Raw genomic sequence first — 20699 nt, forward strand, 5'->3', positions numbered from 1 at the left:
TTCGACGTCACGCATCGAAACGATTCGACGAACGCTGCGTGACGGTCCCGAAACCCATCCAACTCCCCCGGAGGCAATGGATGTCGACGACACGAAGGCGTGCGGTGGCGACGGCGGCGGTGGCCCTGGCGGGCTCCCTGCTGCTGGCGTCCTGCGGCGGCTCGGACAGCGGTTCCTCGGACGGCAAGACGCTGAAACTGTGGCACTACGAAGGGCCGGACAGCGCGATGGGCGTGGCCTGGAACGAGGCCATCAAGGAGTTCGAGGCGAAGCATCCCGGCGTCAAGGTGAAGTTCGAGGAGAAGGGCTTCGAGCAGATCCAGAAGACGGCCCCGATGGTCCTCAACTCGAACGACGCGCCCGACATCATGGAGTACAACAAGGGCAACGCGACGGCCGGGCTGCTCTCCAAGCAGGGGCTGCTCACCGATCTGACCGCCGAGGCGACCCAGCGCGGCTGGGACAAGAAGCTCAGCGCGGGCGTGCGCACCACCAGCCAGTACGACACAGGCGGGGTCATGGGCTCCGGCAAGTGGTACGGCGTGCCCAACTACGCCGAGTACACGATGGTGTTCTACAACAAGGATCTCTTCAAGCAGTACGGCATCGCGGAGCCCACCACCCTCGACCAGCTCACCGCCGCCATGGACACGTTCGTGTCGAAGGGCATCACCCCGCTGGCGAACGCGGGCGCCGAGTACATGGCCCAGCAGTACCTGTACCAGCTCGCGCTCTCCAAGGCCGACCGCTCGTGGGTCGACAAGTACGAGCTCTACAAGGGCAAGACGGACTTCCACGACGCCGCCTGGACGTACGCCGCCACGACCTTCGCCGACTGGGTGAAGAAGGGCTACATCAGCAAGAAGTCCACCTCGCTCAAGGCCGAGGACGCGGGCGTCTCCTTCATCCAGGGCAAGAGCCCGATCCTGTTCAGCGGCAGCTGGTGGTACGGGCGCTTCCAGACGGAGAACAAGTTCGACTGGGGCACCTTCCTCTGGCCCGGCAGCAACCTCACCCTCGGCTCCGGCGGCAACCTCTGGGTCGTCCCCAAGGGCGCCAAGAACAAGGACCTCGCCTACGACTTCATCGACATCACCATGTCGCAGAAGATCCAGAACCTGCTGGGCAACAAGGGCGGGGTCCCGGTGGGCGCCGACACCGCCGCCATCACCGACCCGAAGGCCAAGACCCTGATCGCCGACTTCAACACGCTCTCCGGCAAGGACGGTCTGGCCTTCTACCCGGACTGGCCGGTCGCCGGCTTCTACGACGTCCTCGTCTCCGAGACCCAGAAGCTGATCACGGGGAGCGAGAAACCGGACGCCTATCTGAGCGCGCTGCAGACGGCGTACGACAAGGGCGCGCCGAAGACATGACGGTCACCGTCGAACGGGACGGACGGGTGGTCCGGCGGCAGCGCAGCCGCACAGACCGCCCGCGCCGCCCCCACTCCTCCTACGCCCTCTTCCTGCTCCCCGGCGTCCTCGCCTTCCTCGCCGTGATCGTCGTGCCGTTCCTGATGAACACCGGCGTGAGCTTCACCGACTGGCAGGGCGTCGGCTCGCCGAAGTGGTCGGGGCTCGCCAACTACCGCGAGCTGATGGACGACTCCGAGTTCTGGGCGTCCTTCCGGCACAGCCTGTTCATGGTCGTCGCCATGGCCGCCGTACCGACGGTCCTCGGGCTCGTGCTGGCCGCCGCCCTCTTCGACTTCGTCGGCAAGCACTTCGGCACGAAGGTCGCCGCCGTCCTGCGCGCCTGTTTCTACCTCCCCCAGGTCCTGCCCATCGCCGTCGCCGGCATCGTCTGGAGCTGGATCCTCGCCCCCGACAACGGCTCCCTGAACGCACTCCTGAAGGCGGTGGGCCTCGGCTCGCTCCAGCGGGACTGGCTGGGCGATCCCGACCTCGCCCTCTACAGCGTCATGGGCGTGATGGTCTGGGTGCAGATCGGCTTCCCGCTGGTCGTCTTCATGGCGGGGCTGCAACGCGTCGACCCCCAGCTGTACGAGGCGGCGGAGCTGGACGGCGCGGGCTGGTGGCGCCGCTTTGGGCACATCACGCTGCCGCAGATCCGCCCGGAGATCTACGTCGTCCTCCTCTGGTGCACGATCGCCGCGCTCAAGGTGTTCGGCGCGGTGTACGTCCTCACCAAGGGCGGTCCCGGCGGCGCGACCGACGTGCCGTCCTACTTCTCCTTCACCACCTTCTTCGAGAAGACCCAGGTCGGCTACGGCGCCGCGATCTCCACCGTGCTGACCGTGATCATCCTCGTACTCGCCCTGATCGGCCTGAAGCTCCAGACCCGCGCCGAGGACGCCGAGGAAGGACTCCGCGCATGACCGCCGTACGCCGCTATCCCGTCCTCGTGGCCCTGATCATCGCGGCCCTGTTCATGGTGCTGCCCTTCGGCATCGTCGCGATCAACGCGGTCAAGTCCCCCGCCGAGTACGCGTCGAACGGACCCCTCGGCCTGCCCCACGGCCTCTACCTCGACGGCCTCAAGGACTTCTGGCAGCGCGTCGACTACGGCCAGAAACTCGTCAACTCGATCCTGATCTCCGGCTCGGTGGCGATCGGCGCCGCCGTGCTGTCCGTCCTGAACGCGTACGCGATCGGCATCGGCCGCATCAAGGGCCGCACCTGGGTCCTCGCCTTCTTCGTGCTGGCGAACATGCTGCCGCAGGAGGCGCTGGTCTACCCGATCTACTACCTGAGCAAGCAGGCGGGCCTCTACGACACCCGGCTCAGCGTGATCATCGTGTTCACCGTCGTCCAGGCGGCCTTCGGCACGTATCTCCTGTCCTCCGTCCTCGGGCAGTTCCCGCGCGAGATCATCGAGGCCGCCCGGATCGACGGGGCGAACAAGTGGCAGGTGCTGTGGCGGATCGTGGTCCCCGTCAGCCGCCCCACCATCGGCGTCCTCCTGGTCTTCTTCTTCATCTGGACCTGGAACGAGTTCCTGCTGCCGCTGGTCATGCTGATCTCCAACGACAACCAGACGGTGTCGGTGGCGCTCGGCGTCCTCCAGGGCCAACGCCTGATGGACGCGACCATGACCAACGCGGCGGCCCTCCTGGGCGTGCTCCCCGCGATCGTCTTCTTCCTCGTCTTCCAGCGGACACTGACCCGCGGCATCGCCGTGGGCGCGGTCAAGTAAGGGGTGTGGGCGTGAAGTTCACCGACGGCTACTGGCTGCTGCGCGAGGGCGTCACCGCGGCCCACCCGGTCGAGGTCCTCGACGTCAGCGCGTCCGACGGAACCCTCGACATCCACGCGCCGACCCAGCCCATCCGCCACCGCGGCGACCTGCTGAAGGGACCGGTCGTGACGATCAGCGCGCACGCGCCGATGCCGGACGTCATCGGCGTCACGTTCACGCACTTCCAGGGCGAGGAACCGCGCGGCCCCCGCTTCGAGCTCCACCGGAGCGTCCGAGGGTCCGGTGGATGTCCTCCGGAAGAGCGCAGCACCCCCACCGTGGAGTACGACGACGCGCACGCGACCCTCACCGCGGGCGCCCTGTCCGTCCGGGTCGCCCGCACCACCCCCTGGCACGTCGACTTCCTCGCCCACGGCCGCGTCCTCACCACCAGCGGCCCCAAGGGCATGGGCATCATGCGGGACACGGCCGGCGCCCACTATCTGCGCGAGCAGCTGAACCTCGGGGTCGGCACCCAGGTCTACGGCCTCGGCGAGCGCTTCGGCCCGCTCGTCAAGAACGGCCAGGTCGTGGACATGTGGAACGCCGACGGCGGTACGGCGACGGAACAGGCGTACAAGAACGTCCCCTTCTATCTGACGGACGCGGGCTACGGGGTCTTCGTCGACCACCCGGGCCGTGTCTCCTTCGAGGTCGCCTCGGAAGCGGTCTCCCGGGTCCAGTTCAGCGCCGAGACACAGCAGTTGACGTACTACGTGATCTACGGGCCGACCCCGAAGGACATCCTGCGCAAGTACACCCGGCTCACCGGCCGCCCGGCCCTCCCGCCCGCCTGGTCCTTCGGCCTGTGGCTGTCGACGTCCTTCACCACCTCCTACGACGAGGCCACCGTCACCTCCTTCATCGACGGCATGCGGGAGCGCGAACTCCCCCTGTCCGTCTTCCACTTCGACTGCTTCTGGATGCGCGAGTTCAACTGGTGCGACTTCCAGTGGGACCCGCGCGTCTTCCCCGACCCGGAAGGCATGCTGACGCGGCTGAAGGACAAGGGTCTGCACATCTGCGTGTGGATCAACCCGTACATCGCACAGCGCTCCCCGCTCTTCGCGGAGGGCAAGGCCCTGGGTCATCTGCTCAGGAAGCCCGACGGCAGTGTGTGGCAGTGGGACCTGTGGCAGCCGGGCATGGCGCTGGTCGACTTCACCAGCCCGGCCGCCCGCGACTGGTACGCCTCGAAACTGGAGGCGCTGCTCGCCCAGGGCGTCGACTGCTTCAAGACCGACTTCGGCGAGCGGGTCCCCGTCGACGTGGCGTACGCCGACGGCGCCGACCCGGAACGCATGCACAACTACTACACCTACCTCTACAACCGCACCGTCTTCGAAGTGCTGCGCAAGCACCGGGGCGAGGCGGAGGCCGTCGTCTTCGCCCGCTCGGCGACCGCCGGCAGCCAGCAGTTCCCGGTGCACTGGGGAGGCGACTGCGAGGCGACGTACGCGTCGATGGCGGAGTCGCTGCGCGGCGGGCTGAGCCTCGGCATGTCGGGGTTCGGGTTCTGGAGCCACGACATCGGCGGCTTCGAGGGAACACCTACACCCGCTCTCTTCAAACGGTGGATCGCCTTCGGGCTCCTCTCCTCCCACAGCCGGCTGCACGGCTCGTCCTCCTACCGGGTGCCGTGGCTGTTCGACGAGGAGGCCGTGGACGTGCTGCGGCTGTTCACCCGGCTGAAGCTCGGCCTCATGCCCTATCTGTACGAGGCCGCCCGTGCCGCCCACGCGGAGGGCGTGCCGATGATGCGGGCGATGGTCCTCGAGTTCCCCGACGACCCGGGGTGCGCGCACCTGGAACGGCAGTACATGCTCGGCCCGGACCTGCTGGTCGCGCCCGTCTTCAGCGACGAGGGAGACGTCTCCTACTACGTCCCGGACGGCACCTGGACCCACTTCCTCACGGGGCGCACGGTGACCGGTCCGCGCTGGGTGCGCGAGCGGCACGGCTTCCTGAGCGTGCCGCTGCTGGTCCGGCCGGGCGCGGTGATCCCGGTGGGCGCGGTGGACGACCGGCCCGACTACGCGCACGCCGACGGGGTCACGCTCAGGGCGTACGGCCTGGAGCGGGGCGCCCAGGTGACCGTGCCGGTCGGCGACGTGACCTTCACCGTCGTACGGGAAGGGGACACGCTCCGGGCGTCCTGCAGTGATCCCTCGGCACCCTGGGGGCTGGCCTCCGGGGAGCGGACCGCGCGGGCACAGGCGGGGACCGGGTTCCTCACGGTGGAGCCGGCCTGATGGTGAAGATCACCGATGTGGCGCGGCACGCCGGGGTCTCCCCCAGTACCGTCTCCTACGCCCTGAGCGGCAAGCGCCCCATCTCCGAGGAGACCCGGCAGCGCATCGAGGCCAGCATTCGCGAACTCGGCTACCGCCCGCATGCCGGGGCGCGCGCCCTCGCGAGCAGCCGGTCCAACGTCCTGGCGCTGGTGGTGCCGCTGCGGGCGGGCATCCATGTGCCGGTGGTGATGCAGTTCGCGGTGTCGGTGGTGACGGCGGCGCGGCAACACGATCACGACGTCCTGCTGCTGACGCAGGAGGAGGGCGAGGAGGGGCTGCGGCGGGTCGCGGACACCGCGCTGGTGGACGCGCTGATCGTGATGGACGTCCAGCTCCACGACCCCAGGCTGCCGCTGCTGCGCGCCCTGGACCGCCCCTCGGTCCTCATCGGGTTCCCGGCCGGGCCCGCCGGGCTGACCTGCATCGACCTGGACTTCAAGGCGGCGGGTGAACTGTGCGTCGAGCGGCTGGCGGGGCTGGGGCACCGGGTCGTGGCGCTCGTCGGGTCGCCGCCCGAGGTGTACGTACGGGGGACGGCGTTCGCCCAGCGCGTGGTGGAGGGCTTCACCGCCGCCGCCGACCGTAACGGGCTGGCGTCCTCCGTCCACCCCTGCGAGGCCTCGCCCGCCGCCGCCCGCCGGGTCGCCGAACGGCTCCTGCGCGAACAGCCGGCGCTCACCGGCGTCGTCGTGCACAACGAACCGGTCCTGGAACCGCTGATCGACGCCTTCGAACAGCTCGGTCTGCGCGTCCCCGTCGACCTCTCCGTCACCGCGATCTGCCCGGACGAGCTCGCCGAGAACGTCCGCGTCCCCGTCACCTCCGTCGCCATCCCGTCCACCGAGGTGGGCGCGCGGGCGGTGGAACTGCTGATGAAGAAGCTGGGCGGCACCGACGTACCCGAGGCCACGCTCCTCGCACCCCGGCTGACGGAACGCGCGAGTACCGCACCGCGCACGCTCACCCCTTGAGGAGCCGTGACATGAGGAAAGGCAAGAGAAGCAAGAGAAGCAGAGAAGGCAGGAGAAGACAGCGGGCCTCCCTCGTCCTGGCGCTGGCGCTGACCGCCGGTCTGACAGCCATCACTCCGGCAGGGGCGGACGACCCCACGTACGCCTTCCGCAACCCCCGCCTCCCCGTCACCGAACGTGTGAGCGACCTGCTCGGGAGGCTGACCCTCGACGAGAAGATCTCCCTCCTCCACCAGTACGAGCCCGCGATCCCCCGCCTCGGCATCCAGTCCTTCCGCACCGGCACCGAGGCCCTGCACGGCGTCGCCTGGCTCGGCAGGGCGACCGTCTTCCCGCAGGCGATCGGTCTCGCCTCCACCTGGGACCCGGCGCTGATCCAGCAGGTCGGCTCGGCGGTCGGCGACGAGGCGCGCGGCTTCCAGCAGGAACGCCCCGACGGCTGGGGCCTCAACCTGTGGGCGCCCGTGGTCAACCTCCTGCGCGACCCGCGCTGGGGACGCAACGAGGAGGGCTACTCCGAGGACCCGTACCTCACCGGTTCGATCTCCACGGCGTACGGCGAGGGTCTGACCGGCGGCGACCCCGACCACCTCAAGACGGCCCCCACCCTCAAGCACTACCTCGCCAACAACAACGAGGTGAACCGCACCACCACGTCCTCGGACCTGCGCCCGCGCGTCCAGCACGAGTACGACGAGGCGGCGTTCAGACCGGCGGTGGAGGCGGACGCGACGACGGGTGTGATGGCGTCGTACAACCTGGTCAACGGCCGCCCCGACACGGTGAACCCGGACCTGGACGACGTCGTACGGACGTGGTCCTCCCGAGATCTCCTGAACGTCACCGACGCCTTCGCCCCGGGCAATCTCACCGGAGACCAGCAGTACTACCCCACCCTCGCCGAGGGCGACGCGGCGGCGCTCAAGGCGGGCATCGACAGCTTCACGGACAACAACGGCGACTCGGCCCCGACGACCACGGCCATCAAGTCGGCCTTGAATACGGGCCTGTTGAAGGAATCGGACGTCGACACGGCCGTCTCCCACCTCCTCGCCGTCCGCGTCCGGCTCGGCGAGTTCGACCCGAACGGCGGCACGTACGGCTCGATCGACCAGTCGGTCATCAACAGCCCGGCCCACCAGAAACTGGCCCGCGAGGCGGCGGCGGAGAGCGCGGTCCTGCTCAAGAACAACGACGGCGTACTGCCCCTGAAGACCTCGGCGAAGAACGTGGCCGTGGTCGGCCCGCTCGCCGACACCCTCTACACGGACTGGTACTCGGGCACGCTGCCGTACGCGGTCACGCCCGCCGACGGCATCGCCTCGAAGCTGGGCACCTCGGTGGGGAGCAGCGAGGGCGTCGACCGCATCGCGCTGAAGGACACGGCGACGGGGAAGTACGTGACGGCGGGCGTGTCGCAGGCCGGTGGAGCCCTGCGGGAGAGCACGGACACAGGGGTGGCGGCCCAGTTCGACGCGTTCGACTGGGGCTCCGGCATCGTGACCCTGCGCTCGGCCGCCAACGGCAAGTACGTCGGCTACAACTGGTCGAACTTCGTCAACGACCAGGTCCAGCCCAACGGTTGGTACGTCCAGCAGCAGTTCAAGCTGGAGCAGCAGGACGACGGGACGTACCTGCTCCGGTACGCCGGATACGAGACCACCGAGTCCTGGTGGTCGAACCCGGTCTACCTCGGCCCGACGGGACCCGACGGCACCCTGGGCCTGGTCGAGAAGTCGGGGGCCGCCCACTACTCCAAGGACGTCGTCCGCAGCGGTGTGGACGCGGCGGTGGCCGCGGTGCGGGGCAAGGACACGGCGGTGGTCGTGGTCGGCTCGATGCCCGCGATCAACGGCCGCGAGGCCCACGACCGTACGGACATGGGCCTGGCCCCGTCACAGGAGGCCCTGGTCAGGGCGGTGCGCGCGGCGAACCCGAAGACGGTCGTGATCGTGGAGAACAGTTACCCGACCACCCTCGGCACCCTCCAGAAGGAGGTCCCGGCCCTCCTGTGGACCACCCACGCGGGCCAGGAGACGGGCAACGCGCTCGCCGACGTCCTCTACGGCGACACGAACCCGGCGGGCCGCCTCACCCAGACCTGGTACCGGTCGGCATCGGACCTCCCCTCGATCCTCGACTACGACATCATCAAGTCCGACCGCACCTACCAGTACTTCAAGGGGCGGCCGCTCTATCCCTTCGGCTACGGCCTGTCGTACACGACGTTCCGCTACGGCGCGCTGAAAAGGGTGGCCGGCGGCTACGAGGTGGCGGTCACGAACACGGGCGAGCGGGCGGGCGACGAGGTCGTCCAGCTCTACACCCACCAGCGGGCATCGAGGGACAAGCAGCCCCTGAAGCAGCTGAAGGCGTACGCGAGGGTGTCCCTGAAGCCGGGCGAGACGAAGACGGTCCGACTGAAGGTACGACCGTCGGACCTCGCGCACTGGGACGTCACCCGCTCGAAGTGGGTGGTGGAGAGCGGCACGTACGACGTCCTGGTCGGCGCCTCGTCCTCCGACATCCGCTCCCGGACGTCATGGACGGTACGGGGCGAGACGATCCCGGCCCGGGACCTCACGAAGGTGACCCGGGCGGAGAACTTCGACGACTACTCACCCGGTTCCGTCCGTCTGGTCGATGAGTCGAAGGCGCGCGGGACGGCGGTGGGCGCGACGGCCGACGGGGCCTGGCTGAAGTTCGCGGACACCGAACTGGGCTCCGGTGCCTCCGAGTTCAGCGCACGCGTCGCCGGTTCGCCCGGCACGGTCGAGGTCCGGCTGGGCTCGCCGACCGGCCCGCTCGTCGGCACCGCTCGTACGGGCGGCACGGCATCCCCGTACGACTACACGACGGTCAACGCCGCCCTCACCGGCGCGGCGAAGGGGCGTACGGGCGTGTATCTGGTGCTGAGCGGGGGTGTGCGGCTGTCCACGTTCACCCTGCGCTGAGGCGGGTCAGCCGGCCTCGATCAGGTGGTCCACGTCGGAGACGTGATACTCGCCGTACCCGAAGCGCTCGCCGATCGCCTTGTACCGGTCGTACTGCTCCTGTGTGAGGGACACGGACAGCGTGCGCAGGACGCGGAGGAACAGGCGGAACCCGAGATCGGGATCGATCCGGGTGACCACGTGTTCCAGCGCGTCCATGACGTCCGCGGCGGGAACAGGATGCCAGTGGGGGCTGACGACCTTGTCCGCCACCGCGAGCGCCGTCTCCCGTACTTCCCGCAGCACCGGGTCGGCGAGTTCGGTGCGGGCGGGCGCCACCACGGGTGTGTACGCGGGGGCGGCCTCCCTCAGCCGCTCCCGGCACACGTCCGCGATCAGCCGAAGCCAGTCCCGGCCGTCGGTACTCCCCGGGCTGTTCGAGGCCCCGGCCCACAGGGCGGTGACCGCGGCGTCGGGCAGTGCGGACCGCAGCAGCCGGAGCGTGTCCTCCAGGAGGACCGCCGCCTCGGAGCCCGGGGTCTGCCCGATGTCGTCGCCCGCGACCGTCTTCCGGATCTCCTCCCGGCTTTCACGCCAGTCCTGATGGGCCTGCCCCGCGAGGTGGGAGAACCCGAAGTCCCAGGTGGCATCGCGGCGGGCGGTGTCGATGGGCGGCCACGCGATGTCGAGACCGGAGTCGATGAGCGCAGCGGGGTGGCCGAACCTCTCACCGAGCGCTTGGAGCCGGTCGTACCGCGCCTTTTCTATCCGCACGGAGTGCACCTTCAGTGCGCGGAGGAAGAGCCGGAAGCCGAGATCGGGATCCACGCGGGCGGCCACCTCTTCGAGGGCCGACAGGGTGTCGGGGGAAGGGAGGGGACCGGCCGACCGCTCGCGACAGGACCGTATCTCCGCGATCTCCGCGACGACGTCGTCACGCGCCTCGTCGGCCGCCGGCCGCCAGGCGCCCCACCACGAGGAAGGTGCCGGGCGCCGCCCGGGGATCTTCCGGGGCGGGCGTGCGGCGCAGGTCTCGTCGATGCGCCGCAGCCAGTCACGGGCGCTCATGCCGTGCGCCGCGGGATCCCACCCGCCCCCGGCGGCCGCTCGCCACACGGCCTGGATCGCCTCGTCCGCCAGCGGGGACTCGACGAGCCCGCGCACGTCCTCGCGCAGCTCCTCGGCGTACCCCCAGTCGTCGTGGCTGGTGTCATAGCCGAGGATGCTCCGCTCATCCGCGCTGAGATGGTCGACGCTGCCCACGGGACACTCACGGTCATACGCGTCGAGCTTCGCCGTGACGAGCCCGAGTGCCGCGCCGGTGTCCTCCGGAGCGGGCGAGAGCGTGAACGCCTCGGCGAGCCCACTGAGTCCGAAGTCCGCGTCGTATTCCACGTAGTACGGCTCCTGCCGTCCCGTCACAGTCGTCCCCTCCAGCCGTTCAGGTCTCTCACGTCGCACACGAACCGCACTTCACCGGCCGTGTTCAGCGGACTTTCACACGTCCCGGTCGCCGTGCCAGGTGACCGACGTCATGGCGGCCGGACCACCGTTCGCCAGGCCTTTGTAGGTCACCTTCCGGGCAGGGCCGAGCTCGTGCGCGACGCGTCTCGCCAGCTCCGTCCCTGCGTGGAACAGCCGCTCCCACTCGTCGTCGTACTTACCGTCCTCCCGGTCCCGCAGGTCCAGGTTCACCGTGGTGTCGATGCTCTTCGCCCACGCGTACAGATCGGCCACCAGTTCCTCGGACAGATGGAGGCTGCCGACGGGACCGTCCGGCGCGAAGTCCCCGAACCCCTCCGCGCGGAGCGGGTACCACTTGAACTCGCCTTCGACCACGATGTGGAGCGGGTGCGGGGGCTCGCCGTGCTCCTCAAGGGCCCAGTCCAGACGTCCGCATCCCCAGCACACTAACTTCGCCCTGTCCTGCCGCTCGTCCCAGTACCGCACCACCCATGCGGGCCCCAGATGCCTCGCCACCGCCCGGGCAAGCTCCAGTCCCCGTTCGACGTGCTTCCGCAAGGCCGGGCGTGCGGTGAACCCGCCGGGTGGGCGCGTCAGTGACCAGGACAGCAGCTCGCGAGCCGACTCGTCGGGGAGTCCGAGTGAGTCGACCGACACGCTCTGTGTGAAGTCGGCGACCTCCGCGAGGGGTCCCGCGTCCGTCCCGTACAGCGGGGACGGGGCGCCGAGGGCACGGACGAGGAGGTGACGCGGTTCGTGACCGATGCTCATGCCGCCGTCACCGGCCGCTCCGCCTCAGGCCTCGCGGGCGGCGTACGCAAGGAACGCGGCCCAGGCGTCCGCCGGCACCGCGAAGCGGGGGCTTCCAGCGCCGAGCTTCGAGTCACGGACGTGGGTGGTGTGGGCGCAGACGGCGACTTCGAGGCATTCGCCGCCCTGGGAGTCGCTGTAGCTGGACTTGAACCATGCCAACGGTTCGCTCATAGCTCCTCTGCCACCTTCCTGATGAACGCTGCCGACTCCTCAACTCCGAAGGCCTGCATGCGGATCATGCCATGCACCTGTGCCAGGCAGCTGACCTTGCCGGGGTCGGCATGCCCCTCCCCTTCCGCGCTCCCCCGGGACATCGAGTGGCGCCTCCCCCGACATGCCCGCAGCTTGGGCCGGGCCCGAACCCTCCTTCGCGAACAGGCCACGTCCTGGAAGCTCCCCGACGAGGTGACGGACACGGCCCTGCCCCTCCAGCCGTCAGGTAGCCGACTCGGCGGTCCGTACGGCTCGGCGCAGGCGCAACAGGGCCCTGACGGAGCGGATCCGCCAAGCGGTGAAGCCGAGGATGACGACGCCGGTGAGCGTCGGAATCTTCCAACTGCCGGAGCCGTCGCGGGTCGCGGTGTGGTCGCCGGAGCTGTCGACGAGGGCGGCCAGGGTGCCGTCGGCCGGGCGGGTGTCGATGACCCCGTCGACGGCGACGCTGCTGATGCTGACGGTGTGGTCGGTGGCGGCGAACGAGCCCTCGCAGGCCCAGCCGTCCTGCCACAGGTCACTCAAGCCACCGGTCGCCGGCGTGCAGTCGGTGAGAGTGACCGTGCCGGGGACGCCGGTCGCCTCGGCATAGGCCTGCAGGGCACCGTGCACAGCCAGGAACAGCCCGAAGACAAGCCCGACAACGGCGAGGGATATCTCGCGGGGCAGCGGAGGGAGGAGACGGAGCAGGAACACGGGCAGGTGGGTCCTTTACGGAGTCAGGCATCGGGTCAGTAGGAATTCGCCGGATCATAGGCTCATACCGGTGACGGCGGCTCCCCTTCGACCAGGAACTCGGCGGAGTCCACCACGAACTCGCCGTAGTGGAGGGCCGATCCGATGGTCTCCATCCTCGTGTACTGCTCCGGGGACAGTGACCCGCCAGGGGCGTTCACTACAGCCCTCAGCAGCACCCGGAACGCCAGGTCCGGAGTGCAGTGGCGAGCGCAGTCGACGAGCGCCTCGCGCACCTCGACGGCCAGGAACTCCGCCCGCTCGATCTCAGCGACGACGGCGTCCCGACACCCCCAGCCGTCCTCCACGTCGGCCCCGGTGAGCGGGCGTACATCCGCCTTCGCGGCGAGCCGGGCATCACACAGGCCGATGACCGTCCGCGTCCACTCCGATCCCGAGGTCCCCTCGAAGCTCGCCATGTACTGCGCTCCGGCCGTCCACAGCACCTCGAGCGTCTCCGAAGGGAGGTTGTCGAGGAGTGTCCGGGCGTCGCGGCGGACCGCCAGGACCAGTTCGTCGGCCGATTCCGAGAGGTGTTTCGCGACGATGTCGGCGGCCGTGTCCCCGTCATGAGTCCCGTCCTGGTGGAAGAAACTCATCACCCATGAGACACCGAAATCGAATGCGGTGAAGCGCTCCACTGCCTGCCACTCCTTACTTTGGCTGGACGGCCAGACCGGTCAGTACGGCCACGGCCACCGCAGACTCGGCCGGGTGCGGCGATCACCACAGGCAGGCATGACAAAAGCCCCGCCGCTCGAAAGCGACGAGGCCTTTGCCCACATGGGATGTGGAGGTCCGGGAGGACCTCCTGATCGTGGAGATGGCGGGAATCGAACCCGCGTCCACCGGTGCAGAATCAGGGCTTCTCCGTGTGCAGTTCGCTGCGATTTTCTCGGCCCCGGTGATCACGCGAACAAGTCGCCGACGGGCCCAGCCACTGTTTGATTTCCCATCGAACCCCGTGACCGGGCTCGATGGTTTAGTTCCCTAGATTATGCCAGGGTCCGGGTCGGGAACACCCCCGGGCTGACACCCATTTAGGGTCCTTCAGTCGCTGTTATTAGGCAGCGAGGGCGAAGGACTGGGAATCGCTCTTGGAATTGGCGATTATTGGTTGCGACATATGGTTAACGAGATCATTGTCGCTTCCTCGACACGCTTCCCCTGCTTCGACATCCGCTGTCGAAACCGATCATCCCCATGTTGTGTTTTCAAGCCCCTCCGAAGAGGGTTGCGCACCCGCTGTGGGGTGCAGATCCCATCGTACGTGACCAACGCACGTCGATGCCACCGTATTCCCCGTGGCTACTCGCCCCGCTGCTTCCGCTTCGCCGCCGCGATCGCGCGGTCCGACTCCCGGCGGTCCTGCTTCTCACGCAGGGTCTGCCGCTTGTCGTACTCCTTCTTACCGCGGGCGAGCGCGATCTCGGCCTTGGCGCGGCCGTCCTTGAAGTACAGGGCGAGGGGCACGATCGTGTGACCCGTCTCCTCCGACTTCGACGCCAGCTTGTCGATCTCCTCGCGGTGCAGGAGCAGCTTGCGCTTGCGGCGCACCGTGTGGTTGGTCCAGGTGCCCTGGCTGTACTCGGGAATGTGGGCGTTGTGCAGCCACGCCTCGTTCCCGTCGATCTGGACGAAGCCGTCGGTCAGCGAGGCGCGTCCCTGGCGCAGCGACTTCACCTCGGTGCCGGTCAGGACGAGCCCGGCCTCGTAGGTGTCGATGATCGCGTAGTCGTGCCGAGCCTTCTTGTTCTGCGCGACGATCTTGCGCTTGCCGTCCTTGGCCTTCGCGGCCCCTCCGCCCTGCTTGGGCTGGGACTCCTTCGGTACGTACATTCCCTTGCTCATAGTGCTGACCATTTTCGCACTACAGGGGGGTCCGGGGGAAAGCCGATTACAAGAGCACCGAGTTACAAGAGCATCGAGCCGGTGACTACGAAGGGTCGCCGAGACCGCTGAGTACGGTCTCCGCCCGCTCCAGGGCCTCCGCGTCCACCTCCAGGTCGGGGGTGATGCCCCGCCCGTCGACGGCGTGCCCGGCGGGGGTGCGGTAGTGGCCGACGGTCAGCTCGGCGACGGAGCCGTCGGGCAGCCGGCTCGGCATCTGGATCGAGCCCTTGCCGAAGGTCCTGGAGCCCACGACGACCGCACGGCCGCGGTCCTGGAGGGCCCCGGTGAGCAGTTCGGCCGCGCTCATCGTGCCGTCGTCGACGAGCGCGACCAGGGGTCTGGTGGTGTCGCCGCCGGGATCGGCGTGCAGGGAGCGCTGCGCGCCGTTGACGTCGTAGGTGGCGACGAGGCCGCCGTCGAGGAAGGCGGAGGCGGCGGTGACGGCCTCGGTGACCAGTCCGCCGGAGTTGCCGCGCAGGTCGAGGACGATCCCGGCGTGCTCGGGGGTCTGCTCGACGGCGGTCCGCACGGCGTCACCGACGCCCTTGGTGAAGGCGGCGACCTTGATCACGGTGACGCCGCCGGGGAGCCTTCGGACGGTCACGGAGTCCGTGGACAGCCTCGCCCGGCGCACCGTCTCGCTCCACGCGCGTGTGCCGCGCTCCAGACCGAGGGAGACCTTCGTACCGGCGGCGGCGGCGTCCGCGTCCCCGCGCAGTAACGCGACGACCTCGGTGACCGGCCGGCCGTCCACCTTCTCGCCGTCGACGCTGCGCAGCCGGTCGCCCGTGCGGATCCCGGCGGCGGCCGCGGGCGAGCCGCTCTGCACCCGGGTCACCTCGATCCGGCCGTCACGCTCGCGCCGGGCCCACAGCCCCACGCCCGTGTACTGGCCGTCGAGGGCCTCCTCGAACTCCTCGTACTCGCCCTGGGAGTAGACGGCGCCCCAGCGGTCCCCGCTGCGGCTGACGGCCCGCTCGGCGGCCTCCATGGGGGACTTGCCGTCGGCCATCGCCTCGGCGGCGGCGTCGGTGACCGTCTCGCGGTGGGCCGTCGGCGTCGAACGCGCCGAGGGAGACGGGGATTTCCGGTCAGGATCACCGAAGGACCCGGTCGCGGCCCCCGCGACGAGGACACTCGCGAAAAGCAATGTCAGGGCGGCCCCGCGGCCTGCGCGGCGGGGCTGGCAGAACAGGTCTCGGCCTGACATGGCGGTGAGTCTAGGACAACGCAAGGGGCCGTACCGCTGGTTGGCAGTACGGCCCCCTTGGCATGCGTCACACCTTCAGGTACTTGCGCAACGCGAAAAACGCCGCAAGCGCGGGCATCAGCAGACTCGTCGCGAGGATGAGCGGCAGCTTGGTGAGCACGGCGTCCCAGCCGATGAAGTTGATCAGATTCAGCTTCTGGGACAGCGCGAGGCCGTGATCGATGATGAAATACCGTGCGACCAAGAGGAATCCGCAGGCGACGCCCCCGCCGATCAGTCCGGCGACCGCGGCCTCCATGATGAACGGCGCCTGGATGTAGAACCCGGAGGCGCCCACGAGCCGCATGATGCCGGTTTCCCTGCGCCGGCTGAACGCCGAGACGCGCACCGTGTTGACGATCAGCATCAGGGCGACGACGAGCATCATCGCCATCACCGCGCGCGCGGCCCAGTTCATGCCGTTGAGCAGCCCGAAGAGGTTGTCCAGGATGCCCTTCTGGTCCTGCACGGACTGCACGCCGTCACGGCCGTCGAAGGCGGTCGCGATGACCTGGTACTTCTGCGGGTCCTTCAGCTTGATGCGGTACGACTCCTGCATCTGGTCCGGCGTGAGGGAGCTGGCCAGCGGGGAGTCGCCGAACTGCTCCTTGTAGTGCTTGTACGCCTGGTCCGACGACTCGTACGAGACCTTCTCGACGACGGCCATCTTCTTGAGGTCGCCGAGGATCTGGTCCTTCTGCTCGGCGGTCACGGCCCCCTTGGCGCAGTGGGGGTCGGACTCCGCGTCACTCTTGTTGCAGAGGAAGATCGAGACGTTGACCTTGTCGTACCAGTAGCCCTTCATGGTGCTCACCTGGTCGCTCATCAGCAGCGAACCGCCGAACAGGGCGAGGGAGAGGGCGACCGAGACGACGACCGCGAAGGTCATCGTCAGATTGCGACGGAGACCGACACCGATCTCCGACAGAACGAACTGGGCGCGCATGGCGTCTGCTAAGCCTTTCCGTGGACCGTCGTCAGTGCTGGTAGCCGTAGACGCCGCGCGCCTGGTCGCGGACGAGGCGGCCCTGCTCCAGCTCGATGACGCGCTTGCGCATCTGGTCCACGATGTTCTGGTCGTGCGTCGCCATCAGCACAGTGGTGCCCGTCCGGTTGATGCGGTCGAGCAGCTTCATGATGCCGACGGAGGTCTGTGGGTCGAGGTTGCCGGTCGGCTCGTCCGCGATGAGGAGCTTGGGCCGGTTCACGAAGGCTCTCGCGATGGCCACGCGCTGCTGCTCACCACCGGACAGCTCGCCGGGCATCCGGTCCTCCTTGCCGCCGAGCCCGACGAGGTCGAGCACCTGGGGCACGGACTTGCGGATCTCGCCGCGGGACTTGCCGATGACCTCCTGCGCGAAGGCGACGTTCTCGGAGACCGTCTTGTTCGGCAGCAGGCGGAAGTCCTGGAACACGGTCCCCAGCTGGCGGCGCATCTGCGGCACCTTCCAGTTGGAGAGGCGCGCGAGGTCCTTGCCCAGGACGTGCACCTGGCCGTGGCTGGTCCGCTCCTCGCGGAGGATCAGCCGCAGGAAGGTGGACTTTCCGGAGCCGGAGGACCCCACGAGGAACACGAACTCACCACGCTCGACCTCCAGGGAGACATCCCTGAGAGCGGGGCGGGTCTGCTTGGGGTAGACCTTGGAGACACTGTCGAATCGGATCACGGATGCACCACGGGTCGCCGGGGGTAGGTGAGCGTGACCATACGCGAACCGGGTGCACGAGCGCAGTCGCCGGTCAGGGTTGCGCGGGGGTTGTGCGGGGCTTGTGCGTTTTTGTACAGATCTTTGGCGGGGCCCTTTTGTACGGGCCTTTGTACGGGCCCGTACGGCCCCCACCGGCCGGCAGCCGCGAACCCGACGCCGTCCCCTCTCCGGAAGCGCCCGTTTCCCCGCCTAACCCGCGGAGCACAGGGCAGGATAAGGCGAGCCGCGCCGTTTCCCGCGGAACCTGGCACAGTGGAAGGGGAACGGTTGCGTTCCCCGCAGCGTTATGTAAACGGCGGAGGACGGCGCAAGGAGGGCAAGCGCATGACGTACGACCGATTGGTGTGCGCGAACTGCGCGGCGCCCGTCAGCGAGGGCCGCTGCCCGGTCTGCCGCGCGAACCGGGAGCGGCTGCAGCAGGAGAGCCCCTTCGCGGGACTGAACCCGATGGCGCTGATCGCGCTGCTCGCCGTGCTGATCGCGGCGATGGCGCTGCTGGCGCACCAGACGGTGTGAGTCTCGCGAGAGCGGCGGTGTGACCTCAGTCACCGTCTCAGGTGGCCATCGTGGCGTTCATGATGGCGTTCGTCATGGTGGTCCACCATCTGAGATGGTCGGTCACCTTGTGAACCACCCCGAGCATCGCTGATGTGCTTGACGCGAGAGGGGCCCGGAGCAAGCTGCTCCGGGCCCCTCTCGTGCTGTGTTCTTGTGCTGTGCGCAGCTGCGTCAGGCAGCGGCGCCGCGGCCGCTCGCGAGGCGCGGCAGCAGACGGAAGCCGATACCGCCCGCGATCATCGTGGCGGCGCCGACCAGCAGGAACGTGGTCTCGGCGGCACCCGTCTCGGCCAGCTGCCCCTTCTTGCCCTGGGCGGAGGTGTCGGACGAGGTGTTCGCGCCGGTGTCGGTCAGACCGGAGGAACCCTTGCCCTGCTCGACGGGCTTGGCGCCGCCGTCGGGGTTGCTGTCATTGCCACCGGTGCCGGTGCCGGAACCGTCCGTCGGGGTGTCCGTCGGGTCGGTGGGCTCGGTGGGGTCCTCGGTGGGGTCGGTGGGCTCGTCCGTCGGCGGCGTGGTGGTGGGCGTGGCCGGGCCGGTCGGCGTGGCCGGGATGGTGGGCGTCTCCGGCGGCGTGGGCGTGCCCGGCGTCGTCGTCGGGGTGGCCGTGCCGGTGGGAATGCCCGTGACGGTCGGAGTGGCGCTCGGGTCTCCGTCGACCGTGACACCGACGTTGATGTCGAGAGCCGAGGCGGCACCCGCGGCAGTCAGCGAAGCACCGGCGGCGATCACCACACCGGCTGCTATGCGTGCCACGCGGATACGCGTCTTCTTGGTCATATGTTTGCTACCCCCAGTAGCTGATCGTCAATGGAGCAGCGCCCGGGGCCACGGCGTCACAGGTGGCTCTCTCAGCCCCCCGGTTCACATGCGCCCCGGAGATACGCATGCCACGCGTCACCATTCCCAGTTTTCACAGCAACGTCAAGGTCGTTGCGTACGCGATGTCCGGATCAGTGACATTTGCCTGCCGTGCGGACATGTGACTGTGACGTAAAACCCAGAATCCCCCCACACAAAAGGCAACTGCCGCCCGATGGGCGGCAGTTGCCTTGTCGACAAAGAGGCATCGAGGTGATGTTGATACCTCGAACTACTTCTCCTGCTGCTTGCGCCAGCGAATTCCGGCCTCGATGAATCCGTCGATCTCCCCGCCGAAAACGGCCTCGGGGTTACCGACTTCGAACTCGGTCCGCAGGTCCTTGACCATTTGGTAGGGGTGCAGGACGTACGAACGCATCTGGTTTCCCCAGGAGTTGCCGCCGTCGCCCTTGAGGGCGTTCATCTTGGCCTGCTCCTCCTGGCGGCGCCGCTCGAGCAGCTTGGCCTGGAGCACGTTCATCGCGCTCGCCTTGTTCTGGATCTGCGACCGCTCGTTCTGGCAGGAGACGACGATGCCGGTGGGGAGGTGGGTGAGGCGCACCGCGGAGTCGGTGGTGTTCACGCCCTGGCCGCCGGGGCCGGACGACCGGTACACGTCGACGCGCAGCTCGGACTCGTCGATCTCGATGTGATCGGTCTGCTCGACGACGGGCAGGATCTCGACACCCGCGAAGGACGTCTGACGGCGCCCCTGGTTGTCGAACGGCGAGATGCGCACGAGGCGGTGGGTGCCCTGCTCCACGGAGAGCGTCCCGTACGCGTACGGGACGTGGACGGCGAAGGTGGTGGACTTGATGCCCGCCTCTTCCGCGTACGAGGTCTCGTAGAGCTCGGTCTTGTACCCGTGGCGCTCGGCCCAGCGCAGGTACATGCGCTGGAGCTTCTCGGCGAAGTCGGAGGCGTCCACGCCGCCGGCCTCGGCACGGATGGTGACGACGGCCTCACGGGAGTCGTACTCCCCGGAGAGCAGCGTCCGCACTTCCATCTCGTCCAGCGCCTTCTTGACGGCGACGAGCTCGGACTCGGCCTCGGCACGGGTGTCCGGGTCGTCCTCCTCCTCGGCCATCTGGAAGAGCACGCTCAGATCGTCGATACGCCCGCGCAGCGCCTCGGCCTTCCTGACCTCCGCCTGGAGGTGGCTCAGCTTGCTGGTGATCTTCTGCGCCTCGTCCGGGTCGTCCCACAGGGACGGCGCGGCCGCCTGCTCCTCGAGCACGGCGACATCTGCCCTCAGCTTGTCGAGGTCCAGGACGGCCTCGATCGACTCCATGGTCGAGGAGAGGGACTTGAGCTCTTCGGATACATCGACGACTGCCACGCCTCCAGCGTAACGGCTGCCGCAAGCGAGGCTTGCCCCTCGTCCGACGGGGGCAGCGCAGGCCCCTCCGGGGGCCAGGGACGCGGGGGACCTGCGCGACCAGCCCCCACCGGCCCACGGGCAAAGACCCACCAGCCCAGCGGGCCAGGGGCGAAGCCCCAGCCCCCAGGGGCGCGAGGAACTGCGCGCTCAACCCCCACCCACCCGCAGCCAAGCAACCTCCGGCCGGGGGGCCAGGGGCGAAGCCCCGCCCCTCAGGGGCGCGGGGAACTGCGCGCTCAACCCCCACCGGCCCGCAAGCCGAAGAACCACCGGCCCGGGGCCAGGGGCGAAGCCCCAGCCCCCAGGGGCGCGAGGAACTGCGCGCTCAACCCCCACCCACCCGCAGCCAAGCAACTTCCGGCCGGGGGGGCAGGGGCGAAGCCCCAGCCCCCAGGGGCGCGGGGAACTGCGCGACCAGCCCCCA

18 protein-coding genes and 1 other RNA gene are annotated in these 20699 nt (G+C 68.9%); 7 read left to right on the plus strand and 12 right to left on the minus strand.

Features of this window, described 5'->3' with window-relative positions:
• Positions 1-80 precede the first annotated feature (80 nt).
• From OG798_RS22990 to OG798_RS23015, 6 genes are read left to right on the plus strand one after another with little or no spacing between them, the layout of a single operon-like run.
• Positions 81-1376 (plus strand): ABC transporter substrate-binding protein, encoded by a 1296-nt coding sequence (locus OG798_RS22990; RefSeq protein ID WP_095854353.1) that lies wholly within the window; start codon positions 81-83, stop codon positions 1374-1376.
• Positions 1373-2341, plus strand: a complete 969-nt coding sequence (locus OG798_RS22995) for a carbohydrate ABC transporter permease (protein WP_267061978.1) — start codon at positions 1373-1375, stop codon at positions 2339-2341. The genes OG798_RS22990 and OG798_RS22995 overlap by 4 nt, the downstream gene beginning before the upstream one ends.
• Positions 2338-3159: a carbohydrate ABC transporter permease gene (locus tag OG798_RS23000; protein WP_121415983.1), complete on the plus strand. Its 822-nt coding sequence runs from the start codon at positions 2338-2340 to the stop codon at positions 3157-3159. Before OG798_RS22995 ends, OG798_RS23000 begins: the two co-directional genes overlap by 4 nt.
• A gap of 11 nt (positions 3160-3170) precedes the next feature.
• Complete coding sequence (gene yicI / locus OG798_RS23005; protein WP_121418461.1) at positions 3171-5453, plus strand: alpha-xylosidase; 2283 nt, start codon at positions 3171-3173, stop codon at positions 5451-5453.
• A complete protein-coding gene (locus tag OG798_RS23010) occupies positions 5453-6466 on the plus strand; it encodes a LacI family DNA-binding transcriptional regulator (RefSeq protein WP_095854350.1) in 1014 nt (337 codons plus the stop codon). Before yicI ends, OG798_RS23010 begins: the two co-directional genes overlap by 1 nt.
• An 11-nt stretch (positions 6467-6477) precedes the next feature.
• Positions 6478-9420, plus strand: coding sequence for a glycoside hydrolase family 3 protein (locus OG798_RS23015; RefSeq protein WP_267061981.1), 2943 nt, complete (start codon positions 6478-6480; stop codon positions 9418-9420).
• A gap of 6 nt (positions 9421-9426) precedes the next feature.
• Here OG798_RS23015 and OG798_RS23020 read toward each other — a convergent pair whose 3' ends face one another.
• The 10 genes from OG798_RS23020 to ftsE form a co-directional block, all read right to left on the minus strand.
• The gene (locus OG798_RS23020; protein WP_267061982.1) at positions 9427-10821 is read right to left on the minus strand and encodes a hypothetical protein; all 1395 of its coding nucleotides are present in this window, start codon (positions 10819-10821) and stop codon (positions 9427-9429) included.
• Positions 10822-10896: 75 nt separating this feature from the next.
• Positions 10897-11634: a hypothetical protein gene (locus OG798_RS23025; protein ID WP_328757620.1), complete on the minus strand. Its 738-nt coding sequence runs from the start codon at positions 11632-11634 to the stop codon at positions 10897-10899.
• A gap of 24 nt (positions 11635-11658) precedes the next feature.
• On the minus strand, positions 11659-11847 hold the full coding sequence (locus OG798_RS23030; RefSeq protein ID WP_267061984.1) for a DUF397 domain-containing protein: 189 nt from the start codon (positions 11845-11847) through the stop codon (positions 11659-11661).
• A gap of 264 nt (positions 11848-12111) precedes the next feature.
• Complete coding sequence (locus OG798_RS23035; RefSeq protein WP_267061985.1) at positions 12112-12585, minus strand: hypothetical protein; 474 nt, start codon at positions 12583-12585, stop codon at positions 12112-12114.
• A gap of 62 nt (positions 12586-12647) precedes the next feature.
• Positions 12648-13265 carry a contact-dependent growth inhibition system immunity protein gene (locus OG798_RS23040; RefSeq protein ID WP_097225703.1) on the minus strand — a complete coding sequence of 206 codons (618 nt, stop codon included), beginning with the start codon at positions 13263-13265 and terminating at the stop codon, positions 12648-12650.
• A gap of 174 nt (positions 13266-13439) precedes the next feature.
• Positions 13440-13827: a transfer-messenger RNA gene (gene ssrA, locus OG798_RS23045) on the minus strand.
• A 105-nt stretch (positions 13828-13932) separates the two neighbouring features.
• A complete protein-coding gene (gene smpB / locus OG798_RS23050) occupies positions 13933-14475 on the minus strand; it encodes an SsrA-binding protein SmpB (RefSeq protein ID WP_054229635.1) in 543 nt (180 codons plus the stop codon).
• Between the two features lie 85 nt (positions 14476-14560).
• Positions 14561-15727, minus strand: coding sequence for a S41 family peptidase (locus tag OG798_RS23055; protein ID WP_095854344.1), 1167 nt, complete (start codon positions 15725-15727; stop codon positions 14561-14563).
• A gap of 67 nt (positions 15728-15794) precedes the next feature.
• On the minus strand, positions 15795-16712 hold the full coding sequence (gene ftsX, locus OG798_RS23060; protein WP_095854343.1) for a permease-like cell division protein FtsX: 918 nt from the start codon (positions 16710-16712) through the stop codon (positions 15795-15797).
• 31 nt (positions 16713-16743) lie between these two features.
• A complete protein-coding gene (gene ftsE, locus OG798_RS23065; RefSeq protein WP_075029043.1) occupies positions 16744-17433 on the minus strand; it encodes a cell division ATP-binding protein FtsE in 690 nt (229 codons plus the stop codon).
• 366 nt (positions 17434-17799) lie between these two features.
• Here ftsE and OG798_RS23070 point away from each other — a divergent pair, with 366 nt between their 5' ends.
• Positions 17800-17991: a hypothetical protein gene (locus OG798_RS23070; protein WP_121415978.1), complete on the plus strand. Its 192-nt coding sequence runs from the start codon at positions 17800-17802 to the stop codon at positions 17989-17991.
• Between the two features lie 213 nt (positions 17992-18204).
• Here OG798_RS23070 and OG798_RS23075 read toward each other — a convergent pair whose 3' ends face one another.
• Together OG798_RS23075 and prfB are read right to left on the minus strand one after the other, a co-directional pair.
• Positions 18205-18813 (minus strand): hypothetical protein, encoded by a 609-nt coding sequence (locus OG798_RS23075; protein WP_095854341.1) that lies wholly within the window; start codon positions 18811-18813, stop codon positions 18205-18207.
• 313 nt (positions 18814-19126) lie between these two features.
• Positions 19127-20233, minus strand: coding sequence for a peptide chain release factor 2 (gene prfB / locus OG798_RS23080; protein WP_099941657.1), 1107 nt, complete (start codon positions 20231-20233; stop codon positions 19127-19129).
• Between the last annotated feature and the right edge of the window lie 466 nt (positions 20234-20699).

This window comes from Streptomyces sp. NBC_00271, from assembly GCF_036178845.1.
Classification (GTDB): domain Bacteria; phylum Actinomycetota; class Actinomycetes; order Streptomycetales; family Streptomycetaceae; genus Streptomyces.